This window comes from Neoalteromonas arenosi, assembly GCF_030362855.1.
Taxonomy (GTDB): domain Bacteria; phylum Pseudomonadota; class Gammaproteobacteria; order Enterobacterales; family Alteromonadaceae; genus Alteromonas_E; species Alteromonas_E arenosi.
The window spans coordinates 221,197-234,729 of record NZ_JAUCBP010000012.1 but is presented as its reverse complement, the minus strand read 5'-3'; the positions used below and the strand labels follow the sequence as shown (position 1 = coordinate 234,729).

13 protein-coding genes and 1 other RNA gene are annotated in these 13,533 nt (G+C 45.6%); 9 read left to right on the top strand and 5 right to left on the bottom strand.

Translation table 11 applies throughout. From position 1 onward, the window contains the following. Nucleotides 1-300 precede the first annotated feature (300 nt). Complete coding sequence (gene metK / locus QTP81_RS14745; protein ID WP_289366537.1) at nt 301-1,458, top strand: methionine adenosyltransferase; 1,158 nt, start codon at nt 301-303, stop codon at nt 1,456-1,458. A gap of 63 nt (nt 1,459-1,521) precedes the next feature. On the opposite strand, the gene QTP81_RS14740 is transcribed toward metK, so the two are convergent. Then, a complete protein-coding gene (locus tag QTP81_RS14740; protein WP_289366535.1) occupies nt 1,522-2,271 on the bottom strand; it encodes a hypothetical protein in 750 nt (249 codons plus the stop codon). A gap of 134 nt (nt 2,272-2,405) precedes the next feature. On the opposite strand from QTP81_RS14740, the gene QTP81_RS14735 reads away from it, so the two are divergent. Both QTP81_RS14735 and QTP81_RS14730 read left to right on the top strand, forming a co-directional pair. After that, a complete protein-coding gene (locus QTP81_RS14735) occupies nt 2,406-3,548 on the top strand; it encodes a sensor histidine kinase (protein ID WP_289366533.1) in 1,143 nt (380 codons plus the stop codon). Beyond that, complete coding sequence (locus tag QTP81_RS14730; protein ID WP_289366532.1) at nt 3,545-4,201, top strand: response regulator; 657 nt, start codon at nt 3,545-3,547, stop codon at nt 4,199-4,201. Before QTP81_RS14735 ends, QTP81_RS14730 begins: the two co-directional genes overlap by 4 nt. On the opposite strand, the gene QTP81_RS14725 is transcribed toward QTP81_RS14730, so the two are convergent. Together QTP81_RS14725 and rnpB are read right to left on the bottom strand one after the other, a co-directional pair. After that, a complete protein-coding gene (locus QTP81_RS14725) occupies nt 4,198-4,749 on the bottom strand; it encodes a 3'-5' exonuclease family protein (RefSeq protein WP_289366530.1) in 552 nt (183 codons plus the stop codon). The two genes, QTP81_RS14730 and QTP81_RS14725, sit on opposite strands and share 4 nt — an antisense overlap. A gap of 150 nt (nt 4,750-4,899) precedes the next feature. Beyond that, an RNA gene (gene rnpB, locus QTP81_RS14720) (RNase P RNA component class A) lies at nt 4,900-5,259 on the bottom strand. A gap of 108 nt (nt 5,260-5,367) precedes the next feature. Between rnpB and QTP81_RS14715 the strand changes: the two genes are divergently transcribed. Genes QTP81_RS14715 through QTP81_RS14705 form a run of 3 tightly spaced genes read left to right on the top strand, consistent with a single transcriptional unit; the run spans nt 5,368 to nt 8,270 of the window. Then, entirely contained in the window at nt 5,368-6,636 is a 1,269-nt protein-coding gene (locus QTP81_RS14715) for a hypothetical protein (RefSeq protein WP_289366528.1), read from the top strand. Then, a complete protein-coding gene (locus QTP81_RS14710) occupies nt 6,633-7,706 on the top strand; it encodes a transporter substrate-binding domain-containing protein (RefSeq protein WP_289366527.1) in 1,074 nt (357 codons plus the stop codon). The genes QTP81_RS14715 and QTP81_RS14710 overlap by 4 nt, the downstream gene beginning before the upstream one ends. 3 nt (nt 7,707-7,709) lie before the next feature. After that, complete coding sequence (locus QTP81_RS14705; RefSeq protein WP_289366526.1) at nt 7,710-8,270, top strand: CBU_0592 family membrane protein; 561 nt, start codon at nt 7,710-7,712, stop codon at nt 8,268-8,270. A 63-nt stretch (nt 8,271-8,333) separates the two neighbouring features. On the opposite strand, the gene QTP81_RS14700 is transcribed toward QTP81_RS14705, so the two are convergent. Together QTP81_RS14700 and zapE are read right to left on the bottom strand one after the other, a co-directional pair. Then, nucleotides 8,334-9,059: a YebC/PmpR family DNA-binding transcriptional regulator gene (locus QTP81_RS14700; RefSeq protein WP_289366525.1), complete on the bottom strand. Its 726-nt coding sequence runs from the start codon at nt 9,057-9,059 to the stop codon at nt 8,334-8,336. A gap of 85 nt (nt 9,060-9,144) precedes the next feature. Continuing rightward, nucleotides 9,145-10,242 carry a cell division protein ZapE gene (gene zapE, locus QTP81_RS14695; RefSeq protein WP_289366524.1) on the bottom strand — a complete coding sequence of 366 codons (1,098 nt, stop codon included), beginning with the start codon at nt 10,240-10,242 and terminating at the stop codon, nt 9,145-9,147. A 181-nt stretch (nt 10,243-10,423) separates the two neighbouring features. Here zapE and QTP81_RS14690 point away from each other — a divergent pair, with 181 nt between their 5' ends. From QTP81_RS14690 to QTP81_RS14680, 3 genes are all read left to right on the top strand, one after another. Continuing rightward, entirely contained in the window at nt 10,424-10,861 is a 438-nt protein-coding gene (locus QTP81_RS14690) for a ZapG family protein (protein ID WP_289366523.1), read from the top strand. Between the two features lie 67 nt (nt 10,862-10,928). After that, the gene (locus QTP81_RS14685; RefSeq protein WP_289366522.1) at nt 10,929-12,290 is read left to right on the top strand and encodes a DegQ family serine endoprotease; all 1,362 of its coding nucleotides are present in this window, start codon (nt 10,929-10,931) and stop codon (nt 12,288-12,290) included. A gap of 168 nt (nt 12,291-12,458) precedes the next feature. After that, nucleotides 12,459-13,532: a trypsin-like peptidase domain-containing protein gene (locus QTP81_RS14680; RefSeq protein WP_289366521.1), complete on the top strand. Its 1,074-nt coding sequence runs from the start codon at nt 12,459-12,461 to the stop codon at nt 13,530-13,532. The last annotated feature ends 1 nt before the right edge of the window (nt 13,533 follow it).

Sequence of the window (13,533 nt, the reverse complement as noted above, 5' to 3'; positions counted from 1 at the left end):
GATTTCTCCTGATTGATCTTTTTGTGCCGCGTACGCGTTTCCACAGCGGTTTAAATACGACAAATTTAGGTCGGCTATTCTCACTCAGAGAGTGTGTGAGTTCAACGGCTTTAGTAGCTAATTTTACTATCCAATGCTGATTTATCACAGCGTGAGAGAGAATCGCACGTAAGTGTCAACTTAAGTTAACAAATAGACATTTAGACGTCTAGAAGTAAAGACTGGTGTTTTTTTAAATATATCAGTAAACTTGACGATAATGATGTAAATGGCACGACAGCCACTTATATAGGAGCCCGAATGGCTAAACATTTATTTACCTCTGAATCGGTTTCAGAGGGACATCCCGATAAAATCGCCGACCAAATCTCAGACGCGGTTCTGGACGCGATTTTAGAGCAAGACCCGCATGCGCGCGTGGCTTGTGAAAGCTTCGTAAAAACCGGTATGGTGCTGGTCGGTGGTGAAGTTACTACTTCAGCGTGGGTCGATATTGAAGAATTGACGCGCGAAACAGTCAGGAGCATTGGCTACACTCATTCTGATATGGGCTTTGATGCTGATTCGTGTGCGGTATTAAACGCCATCGGCAAGCAATCACCGGATATCAATCAAGGTGTTGATCGCGCCCGCCCAGAAGACCAAGGTGCCGGTGATCAAGGTTTAATGTTTGGTTACGCAAGCGACGAAACCGATGTACTCATGCCTGCACCGATCACGTATTCACACCGGCTAGTTCAGCGCCAAGCAGAGCTGCGTAAGTCAGGTGAACTCGAATGGTTACGCCCTGACGCAAAATCGCAGGTCACATTTGTGTATGAGAATAATCAACCGGTAGGTATCGACGCCGTTGTCTTGTCTACCCAACACTGTGACAGCGTGAGTACTGCTGATTTGCGTGACGCAGTGATGGAAAAAGTGATCAAGCCGGTATTACCTGAAGAGTGGATCTCAAAACAAACTCAGTTCCATATCAATCCAACAGGCCGGTTTGTTATCGGTGGTCCTATGGGCGACTGTGGATTAACAGGCCGTAAGATCATTGTTGATACTTATGGTGGTATGGCTCGTCACGGCGGCGGTGCGTTTTCAGGTAAAGATCCCTCAAAAGTTGACCGTTCAGCAGCTTATGCCGGTCGTTATGTCGCGAAAAATATCGTCGCTGCAGGCCTGGCTAAACGTTGTGAGATCCAGGTCTCTTATGCTATCGGTGTTGCCGAACCCACGTCGATTAGTATTGATTCATTTGGAACCGGGGTAGTATCAGATTCAGCGCTTACGCAACTGGTGCGTGAATATTTCGATTTGCGCCCCTATGGCTTGATCAAGATGCTTGACCTTGAGCGACCTATCTATAAGCCTACAGCTGCATACGGTCACTTTGGTCGCAACGAGTTTCCGTGGGAGCAAACCGACAAAGCGGCAACTCTAAGGGCCGCGGCGGAAAAGTTGGCTTAAGCGGTTTGATCAAAAAAGCACAGGGCTGAGTAAAAAACTCAGCCTTTTTTTTGGTTCATTCTTTTATTCAATATTAGGGCGCTTCGCCAAGCCCATTTGCTTGGCGTATTTCTGTGCAATTACGCTCGCCGCGATACCACCAATAACCCCTGGTGCAATCCAAAACACCATCTGCCAAGCGCCTAAGTCACTGAAAATAACGCGGCCACCAAAGGCTAAAAATGCCGTATATGCGCCGATACCTGAGCCGATCATTGCGCTTAAATGTTCAATCACCCATTCACCGGGCTTGATGGTAGCTTTGAAGCAATAACGCAGCATACTGCCACTGATTGCAACGCCCAAGATACCAAAGACGATATGTAATGTACGATTATTTAAATAGCCTAGGACCGCAAGCAAAACGCCCCCCACAAAGAGTACTATCAGTGGCACCACAAAGTGCCAACGGCGCAATATCGAACGATCAGCTTTAGCATTGAGGGTTTGCATACCGTGTCGCGTTGAAGTAAAGCTCAACAAACTCAGATAGAGCAAGAAACCCCATAATACCCGAATTCGCTCTATTACTATTTGAGGGTCGTGAGCAGTGGTAAACAAATCCCCTTTTACCGTCATCGGCCACATCAGTACCATCATGGCCATCAACGCTCCACTGGCAGCCACTGTGTACATCGCTGTTCTGTAATAGCGACCAAACTGAATGTGATTTAACTGGCCTTTTTTGGTCAATACGGGGATCCAAAACAAAACTAAGGCGGCACCGCCAAATACAACGTGAATAATAAAAAGGAATGAATGTAAATTTGCCATCTAGCTGTCCTCATCACTATGATTGAAGCAGATTCTAGCGGCTTATATAGCCAACTATCAGTGCCAAAAGTCACGATAGAAAAAGTGACTTTTGACCTATTGGCCATAATCTTCTGCGTGGGCATAATTACCGAATGAAGTTTTTAGAACGATTACAACGCATAGAATTAGAAGTGCTTTCTGCTCTGGTAACTTGGCTACTGGTTAGTGCTAGCGCCGTTTACTTGATGTGGCAGAGCCACTCATATTCTACTGCCCAGACGCTGCTAGCCGGCGCTTTGTATTTGCTGTTTTGGGTATTCTGGCATGCGGCAACACGCGAGCGGGAGTACCGCCATGAACCAACGACGCGATTGGTACTTTTTGCACTGCAGTGGTTGATCATCATTGGACTGTATTTCAGTGTGCCCTATACCTACACTGCAATATTAGCCGTCATGATGTGCTCAATTCTACCCTACGTCATGCCATTTAAGTTTGCCGTTGTTTTGTCTTTAGTGGTCTCGTTACCACTTTGGTTGGTCTATCAATACTATTGGCAGCGCGAGGGCATGCTGATCACAGCAACATTGTTTTGGACGTTTAATCTGTTTGCGCTTGTTATGATTAACTCAATGATCAAAGCCAAACAGGCGCATACCGAGTTGAGCATTGCTAATCGGGAACTAATTGCCACACAGTCGTTGTTAACGGAAGCCACCAAACAGTCGGAAAGAACGCGAATTGCCCGCAATATCCACGACCTTCTGGGTCACCATCTCACCGCATTGACGATTAAACTACAAGTGGCATCACGTATCAGCGATGGCGAGAGTAAACGTCATATCGACGAGTGCTATGGCCTGGCAAAATTACTTTTGAGCGATGTCAGAGAGGCGGTCAGTGAGATCCGAGAGAAGTCACACATTGATCTACACGCTGCGTTTACCGCCCTACAAAAAAACACTCCGCAGTTAAACGTCTATATCGAAATACCCACTGAGATCAATATCGACAATGTCCAATGTGCTGAGGTATTGTTGCGCTGTGTTCAAGAATCGATCACCAATACACTTAAGCACAGTGATGCACAGCAGATTAACGTGACACTTGAACAACAGCAGGACGATTTGACCCTGGAAATTAGTGACAACGGGGTGAATCAAAAAAGCGCATTAACGCTAGGCAATGGGTTGAACGGCATGACTGAACGCGTACAAGCTCTCGGTGGCAAGGTCGTATTTAATCGCGATGAACATGGTTTTCATACTCAGATAATAATTGGAACTACAGCATGACACTGCAAGTGCTACTCGTTGATGATCAAGCACTAGTGAGAGCGGGTATTCGCAGCTTACTAGAGTTATCGGGAAGCATATGCGTAAAACACGAATGCGCTGACGGCCAGCAAGCGTTAGATTGGCTGGCAGCTCACTCCAGCGATGCAGTTGATGCGGTGTTAATGGATATCCGTATGCCAGTGTTAGATGGCATTAAAACTCTGCAAGCGATGCGTGAATTGGACACTTCTCCTCCCGTACTTATGCTGACTACCTTTGACGAGCATCAACTGGTGTTAGACGCAGTAAAATCTGGCGCCAAAGGCTATCTTCTCAAAGATGTGTCGCTAGAGACATTAGTTGCCGCCGTTAATGATGTTGCTTCAGGCAAGACCTTTATCCAACCCGCAATCACTGAAAGACTCCTTACCGGCATTGCGAATAACCCACCAGCCGATATTGAAGAACAGTCGTTAATCGAGCCATTGAGTAATAAAGAGCAAGAAATTTTGCGCTTAATGGCTGCTGGATGTAGTAACCGAGAGATCGCGGTGTCGATGTTTAAATCTGAAGGTACAATAAAAAATCAAGTTTCGAGCATTCTCGGCAAGCTGGGGGTTCGGGATCGCACTCGAGCGGTTTTAAAAAGTATCGAATTGGGACTGATTTAGTTCGCTAGTTGTTGTGGTTTAGGCTGCATCACACGCTGCTGAGCGACACTGTGCTTCACTTTGGCGAAGGTTTGTTGCACGATCATTGCGTCAACACTCGCTCTATGCCGTGCCCCCCCATATTCAAGACTGACATCTTGTTTGATCGAGTCCCAACGTAATAAGTGTTGCTCTGACAACAAAGATTCCAATGGACTTAGGCGGAATTGCATTTGGCAACCAGCTGTAGCGTAAAGTTTAGTCATCCAGGGCGAGTCAACTACCCAACCATCACTGTGCAGTGTTCTCAATCCGACAAACTCGTTTAAGGCAAGACACACTTCTACAGCAGAGCTACCGTATTGGTCGAGCTTTTGACGCGAAATGCCGTGTAGTTTTTCGGCCTCTTCATCCCAATGCAACCAGTCGGCAATGGGTTTAATCAAACGACAAAATCTCGCCCCGTCGTCACGCACCACGCCGATTTCGATAGGATAACTGTGAGCACCGAAGCCACTGGCTTCGATATCGATTATGGATGGCAAAGGTTTAACCACATTGTCGTTCATTTATTACTGTGAATTTAAGCATAGTACTGTCGCAAGAATTAAAAAACCCAACGCAGCGTTTATAGCAACATTTTTTTAACAACTCAGCAAAACTTACCTGTCGAATACAGGTAGAGGCTTACAGAACGTTAAAGTTCAAAAAATAATAGAAATGTGAGCCAGCCATAAGCCGGGTTCTGTTCGTCATAGACGTGACAATCATTCATCTAGGCCAATAATTACTCATTGGCTCAAGCAACCTACCCGATCCCAGTGCGGGCCACAAAAAGGGATCCTATTTGGTCTTGCTCCGAGTGGAGTTTACCGTGCCACGAACTGTTACCAGTCGCGCGGTGCGCTCTTACCGCACCCTTTCAGCCTTACCGGCATATTACTATGCTTAGGCGGTCTACTCTCTGCTGCACTTGTCGTCGGCTCGCGCCGCCCAGACGTTATCTGGCACCCTGCCCTCTGGAGCCCGGACTTTCCTCCCTTTTACCGAAGTAAAACAGCGATTGTCTGGCTGGCTCGGCGGGATTATAGAGTAAGGATGGGGGCAGAGTAAATCGCTTGTTTTCCTCTACTGCCAAGAATTACTATACAATCATAGTGTTAAGTTACGACAAATGGAGTTAATTCATGGCAGATACTGATGCACAAACGTTGAATTGGGATACAACGACTTTGTGCCCAATCGAAATTCCTTTCGGATTGCAACTCGGTTTCCGACACGATGCAGAATTGGTTAGGACATTCATTGAAACACTACCGGATGTAGACTCAGCGGTTGAAATTACAGCCAACAGTAATACAAGAGCCACTAATGTTTTTGCCGGCTCTGACTACGTTGATACAACTAACGATGCCTCGACGCTAAGATTATTCACATGGCGTAAAGAATTTGACAGTGCAACTGTAATCTTCCATGTTTTTCCGCTGCACTTGGCGATTGGCGAAATCCGTTTGCGAGGTGTAAGCGCAACGAACGCCACATTGCTCGATGAGCAAATTTTGACGCATTCTGAGACGGTGTTATTAACAGCCTATGAGTCTTTTATCGCGTTTTTAAATAAGGCCGAAAATTTGTGTGGAAATGCATCTACACAATTTGATACAGCCACCTCAAAACCAAAGATATATTGGCCTTCCAGAACATTAATGCTTGATCAATCTGCCCTCAGTGAAACGGGGAGAGCCGAGGTTATCGAGGATTGGCTCAAAGATACGCACCGACCACAAGACGCAAAAAAAATAAATGAAGGCCTGCTAAAAGAATCGATGACTTGGCTAAAATATGTAGTCATCGCACCGCAACCTCAAGATTATCGCATTGAAACTATGGTACTCGCGCAATATTGTTATACTGCTCAGGAGAAGTGTAACCAAGAACTGCGGCAAGCAATTGAATGGGCTTTTTCGGGTGATAAACGCAAACTTGAAAACGAAGTTCAGCGCGCAAAACGCGCACTTGAAAAAAGTCGTGTGATGGCTAAATTACACGGCGTTTCTGTGAACGAAAGTTTGCGTCACTTAACTCGTGTTAAACGTCGATTGATCCAAGATATATTTGCTTGTTGGGAATATGATCGCCTAGTCCAAAACGGTCAATCTATGCTTGATTTGTGTACTGACAAAATCCAAGAGTCTAACAGTCGACAAGCCAAAATCAGTGCTTACAAGACTGAGTATATTTTGATGGGTATCAGTCTATTTACGGTATTGGAATTTTTCTTTTTTGTTACCCAATTCAGTCGCGAAGCAATGGCCAACCCAACATTGGACCACAATGATGGCGGCCCGTCTTCGTTTCTAACATTAATCGCAGACTTCCCTGCAGATTTAATGTTTCTTTCTGGCGTCCTTTTCGCCGCTATTATTTTTTGGTTCTACTGGAGAGCAAAGGGATGAAAGCTCGTTTTACCCGTCTGCTATTGTTAGTCACAAGCTTGAGTCTTCACGCATATGCAACAGCGCAAGGAGCAACCGAATCCGCTAATTTCGAACAACACATTACCGTTTATGTCGATGACTTTACGCCCTATATTAACGGTGAAGGCGAGCCGATTGGTAAAGCTGCTAAACTATTGCTTACCGTGGCTGAATACAGTGATCTAAAATTAAACTTCAAGTATGTGCCATACGCCGATGCTACAGCTCTGCTAACGCTCAATAAGCGAGCAATCTCCTATCCATTTTTCAAGACACCTGAACGGCTCGAGACATTTTTGTTCTCTAAGCCAATTGCGAAAATATCTAGCCATGTGTTTTATAACCGCCAATCACAAAATTTGGCTGAAAGAAAAGACTTAACTGGTCTGCGCGTGGGAATTGTCGACGGATATAGCTATGGTTCCTTGATCGACTCGCAAATTGAAACCCTAAAAATTGATGATAAAGAGACAGGGGTTAATTCGAGCTTATCAGTATTTTCATCCGATAGAGAAGCAATTGCCGCTTTAATACGGCAGGAAATAGATGCGCTTCCGATGGCCGATGATGTGATGAATACCAACATCGCAAATCACTTCAAACCCCAACGCGAATTAATCAAAAAAATTGATGCGATACGCAGCATTGAAGCACTGTATGTAATCGCTCCAAAATCTGCATATGGGGAGCAGGTTATCGCGCAATTAGATGCAGCCATTAGCGCCAAATTCAGTGAGCAGGTGAACGGTGAGACCAATATTGTATTTGTCGCTGATCAGCAGCCCATCACAGATGTCGCTGAATTGGTTCCAGCCGAAGGTTTCCCCGCCATTACAGGCACAGATACTGACTCTGAAGACGTTTATACTTTACCCATCGGCACACGCGTAGCGGTATTGGACTGGAGTGAGGCGATTCGCGAACCTAATAATGCGACGCAGATTAACCGCAATATGTTATTAACCAGCCGAGTTGTTGTGCTAAATGGACCACACGTGGGTAAGGAATTGCTAGTGAAAAACATGCACATCCATTTGCAGGCCGAATAACCAATGATGATTTCCTTGGTTGGTTGGCTCGGTACGCTGTTGTACTTGGCAAACCACGCGTATATCAGCACAGTCGAAAACTGGCGCACAAAGCTATATTACAGCGGCAATTTGAGCGCAGCAGCCTTGCTGGTTGTGCAATCCTATATCTTAAGCTCATGGCAAGCTTTAGCTATCAACGCTTTCTGGATGATAGTTAGCGCATCACTATTGATGGGAATGAATTTAACCCGCATTCCGATGACCAAGAAAAGCTTTTATTTAGCAGTTCTCGCGCTCTTAACTTGGGTAGCATTAGCCTTTCTGGACGGGACACTCACGAAAGTCTTTAGCACGCTAGGCTGGACATCTACCGTTGTATTTTGCCTGTGTTATTTGTTATTCACTGCACAAAAAATATCGCAGCGACTCTACCTTGCATGCAATACATACGCGGCGATAGCTTTATTACCACAGTTATGGGTTACTGAGAATTGGCCCGTTTTCTGTCTAGAAGTGATTTGGGCTGGGCTATCTATATGGGGCATTGTCAAAAGTTATGACAACGTACACTTAATTGACTAATTGGTAGGTGATTGGGTCAGAATAAAGCCTTTGCGCTTTACTCTAACCCTGCATCATTTTTATTTACGCCGAAGGTAAGATGGCATTGTGATAGACATCTTGCACGTCATCACAATCTTCTAGCATCGCCATAAACTTTTCGAAGTTAGGTACATCATCAGCACTGATCTCGACGTGGTTTTGAGGTACGAATGAAATCTCTTCGGTATCAAAAGTCATATCTGGAAATGCTTCTGTCAACGCTGTTTTTACCTGATAAAACTCCGTATGCGGCGCAAATACGGTAATACGACCGTCTTCTTGCTCGACTTCAGTGACGTCGACATCAGCTTCCATTAGAACTTCTAAGATTGCATCTTCATCATCGCCTGCGAATTGAAAAATAGCGGCATGATCAAACATATGGGACACCGAGTTCTGCGCACCCAGGTTTGACTTAGTCTTGGTAAAGCAGTTTCTCACATCGGTAATTGTGCGGTTAGCATTGTCCGACAAACAATCAACAATCACCATGCAATTGCCTGGACCAAAGCCTTCATAGCGCATCGGCACGAAGTCTTCGCCTGCACCGCCAACAGCTTTGTCGATCGCTTTTTCAATAACGTGGCCAGGTACTTGGTCTTTTTTCGCTTTATCCATCAAACGACGTAATGCCAAGTTGGCGTCAGGATCCGTTCCGCCGTTTTTAGCGCACACATAGATCTCTTTACCGTACTTTGAATAAACTTTGGTTTTTGCGCCAGCAGTCTTCGCCATGGCGTTTTTACGTACTTCGAATGCTCTTCCCATTGGATTCTCTTTATTACTTTTAAGTTGCTAGGGGAAATTGAATGCGGCAAATTCTACCTAACTTGCCGCTCAGTTAATAGTCGTTTTAAGGTAAATGCTGACGACTTAAATATTCGTGGGATTGCATTTCTTGCAGCCTGCTCAAACAGCGTTTAAATTCAAAACTCAACCTGCCGTCAGTGTATAGCTCTTCCATTGGTACAGCCGCGGAGATTATCAGTTTCACATGGCGCTCATAGAACTCATCGACCATTGCAATAAAGCGCCGTGCGATGTCGTCATTATCTTGTCCCATTTGCGTGACGTTAGCGAGTAATACTGAATGGTAAATTCGACTTATTTCGATGTAATCGGTTTGGCTACGAGGACCGTCACACAGAGCGTCAAACTCAACCATTAACACGCCATCGGCATCGCCAAGCACTTCTATTTCACGACCTTCAATACTGATTGTACAATTCTTACGACCAGCATCTGGAGCCAATTGAGTGAAGTATTGGTTCAGATTCTCGTTTGCTTTAACGTCCAGCGGATAGTGATAGATTTCTGCTTGCTCTAGGGTTCGCAAGCGATAATCAACGCCACTATCGACGTTGATGACTCGCGTGTTTTGATTGATTAAATCAATCGCAGGTAAAAATCGCGCACGCTGCAAACCATTCCGATACAGTTCATCAGGAATAATATTCGACGTTGCGACCAAGACGATGCCGTGGCCAAACAGGTATTCAAATAACGTTCCCAGAATCATCGCATCAGTAATGTCAGAAACAAAAAATTCGTCGAAACAAATGACACGCGCCTCTTCGGCTAATTTTGCAGCAATTAGCTTTAATGGATCACTTTGCCCTGCCAGCGGCTTTAGCTCCTGATGAACGCGATGCATAAATCGGTGGAAGTGGATACGCATTTTCCGTTCAAATGGCAAACATTCGTAAAAGGTATCGACGAGATACGTTTTACCACGCCCGACGCCTCCCCAGAAATATAAGCCTTGAATACTCGGCTTAGTCATTCCGCGCCCAAAAGCACTTTTCAATTTAATCCGCCAGTGCAGTTTCTTCTTCGGTTGGGTTAGTTCTTCGTAAAGACGGTTTAGCTCTTTGACGGCCATTTCTTGAGCGGGATCGTAGTGAAAGTCCTCGCGCTTTAGATCGTGTTGATATTTTTCGATTGGCGTCATTTTTGGGATTACTACCTTAAAACTTACAAAACTCTTGAAATCGGGACCAAGATGCCCCATTTGAGCGAAATAGGCACAAAGAATAAATCATACTAACGAATCTGCGCAAATGCGATGATGCTTTGGTATAGTTTAACAATAGTGCGATTGAATCGTGCACAACTGCACATGTGGAGATTTCATGGATATATTGGTAGCTGTAGGTCTAGTTGTTGTTGGCTTAATTATTGGCTTTTTTGTCGCGCGTTTTATTTACACGCAGCAAACAGAGAGTTTGGCAGCCAAAGAAGCGGAAAAAAATGTCAAAGCAGTGCTCACGCAACAAGCAGAGCATCACGTGTTCCAGGCGCGTCAAACACTGCAAGGTTTAAAACATCAAATAGATGTTCTCGAAGAACAAATTAGCGATTACGAAGTTCAGACCAAGCCCTCCGAAGAGTTAGACACCATGCCGAAAATGACATTCTTTGGTGAACAAGCAACCGCATTGCTGCGTAATACGCATAAACAGCGCACGCCCAAGAAGTCGACCAGCGAAGAGCAACCACGTGACTTCGCAAACAGCGCTTCGGGGTTATTCATCGACGATAATCAACAGCCAAACGATCATAAGTCTTAACCTACTGAACTTATTGACTGAAGTAGAGTCAGTGTAGCTAGAAACAACTACAGGAGTATGTACCTTAATGAGCAAGCAATTACGGTATTTTTGGGTCATTTTTAGTCTTACCGCTGCGGTGTTCACCACCAGTCCAGCACTTTCGGCATTGCCTTTTTTCAGCAGCGATGATGATGAGGTTCCGTCTTTAGCGCCGATGCTTGAGAAAGCGACTCCAGCGGTCGTGAGTATCGCTGTTGAGGGCACACAAACTGCGCGTCAACAAGTACCCGATATGTTCCGTTACTTTTTCGGCGGACCGGATGAGCAAGTTCAAGAGCGACCTTTTCGAGGCCTTGGTTCAGGTGTAATCATCGATGCTGAGAAAGGTTATATTGTGACCAATAATCACGTCGTTGATAACGCTGACAACATAACAGTACAACTCACCGACGGCCGCGAGTTTGAAGCGAAGAAACTCGGTGCCGATCCACAAAGCGATATTGCTCTGTTACAAATTGAAAGCGATGGTCTTACCGCTTTACCACTTGCTGATTCAGATGATCTGCGTGTTGGTGACTTCACAATTGCTATTGGTAACCCCTTTGGTTTAAGTCAAACAGTGACCTCAGGCATAGTAAGTGCACTCGGCCGCTCGGGCCTTAATATCGGTGGGTACGAGGACTTTATCCAAACTGATGCGGCAATTAACCGCGGAAATTCCGGAGGCGCGTTAGTCAACTTGAAAGGCGAGCTTATCGGGATCAATACCGCTATATTCGGTCCAGGTGGTGGTAACGTAGGTATCGGTTTCGCTATCCCCTCAAATATGATGAAAAGTCTGGTTGACCAAATCATTGAATTTGGTGAAGTGCGCCGTGGCTTGTTGGGTATTTTAGGCAGTAACATTGATGCAGGCCTTGCCGAGGCTATGGAGTCAAATGTCAATAAAGGCGCCTTTATCAATGAAGTCACACCGGACTCTGCAGCAGAAAAAGCCGGTCTAATGCCAGGCGATATTATCATCGCTATCAATGGCCGTGCCCTTAACAGCTTTGAAGAGCTACGCGCCAAAGTAGCAAGTTTAGGTGCAGGTACTGAGATTGAATTGACGCTTATTCGCCAAGGTGAAGAGCTAACCAAGACTGTCGTATTGGGTGATGCGGGTAGTACAGTGGCTAGCGCGAGTGATATACATCCAGCGCTAGAAGGAGCGACCTTAGCAAACGGCCAAGACAATGCGGGTAATCGCGGCATCGAAATTGCCGAATTGGAGGCGCGCAGCCCGGCTGCGCAAATCGGTTTGCAGCAAGATGACGTAATCATCGGTGTGAATCGCCAACGTGTAACCACTATTATTGAATTCACTAATGTTATTGAAAATTCAAATGGTGTTATCGCATTGAATGTAAAGCGCGGTGGCTCTACATTGTATTTAGTCATTCGCTAATACCGGCGTTTGTTACATTAAAAGGCAGCGTTGTGCTGCCTTTTTTGTTTTTTCAGGTTAACCGTTATAAGCGCCGCTATAATTAACGTTAACAACTTGATAGACTTGCGGTTTCGCGAGCGGCGACAAGACCGCGCAAGTCATTAAACAGAGAACCGACTACGATCTATGGCATCACTCAACGCCTTCCTTGGATTTATATTCCGCTCAGTGTTTCTGGGTCTCATTGTTGCAGCACTAATACTGTTATTTATTCCCGACCTTCGTATGGGCTCTGGGTTTGCTGATCCGTGGTTCTCTCGAGATAGTTCTTCCGCCGAAAAAATCAGCTATTACGACGCGCTGGCCGTCTCAGCGCCTGCGGTAGTAAATATCTACAGTGTCGGTATTGAGGTCTCAAACAACCCGTTTTCTCAACGTTTAAGAGAGAGAACAAGTCTTGGCTCGGGCGTAATAATGTCAGAAAACGGTTATATCTTAACCTGCTATCACGTCGTCGAAAACGCTGATACCATCGCAGTCAGCCTGCAAGATAGTCGCTTACTGGAAGCTGAGATGGTAGGGTTTGACGTGTTTACTGACCTTGCAGTGTTAAAGGTAAAAGCCGACAACTTACACGTTATGCCCCAACTTGCCGAATCTTCCACCCGCGTTGGTGACGTGGTCATGGCGATCGGCAACCCGTTTGACTTAGGTCAAACCATTACCCATGGTATCGTTAGTCGTACTGGTCGTAATGGTTTGGCAAACTATGTCGACTACATTCAAACTGATGCTGTGTTAAATCAAGGCAACTCAGGTGGAGCACTCGTCGATAGCAATGGTGTACTCGTTGGGATAACCAATGCCAGTTTTTTAGTCCGGGATAATCGCAGTCGCGTACGCAGTGTCGATGGCGTCAATTTTGCGGTCCCCTATCAATTAGCCAAGCGGGTGATGGACGAAATCATTGCAAGCGGCAAAGTCACACGCGGCCAACTTGGGTTTGCAGGTAGTGAGTTTAATAATCGTCCCGGTATTTTAGTAACTGCTGTGCAGCCGGGAAGTCCTGCCGATGTCGCCGGCTTGCTGGTCAACGATATCCTTGTAGCGATTGATGGAATAGAAGTTGAAACGGCGACTAAGACACTCGACAGAATTGCAGAAACACCGCCGGGTACCATTATGCAATTAGAGGTTGTTCGCGACGGCAACCGGATTGCCATGCAAGTCGTGGTTGGTGAACTTCGCGCGCCCGAGTGAT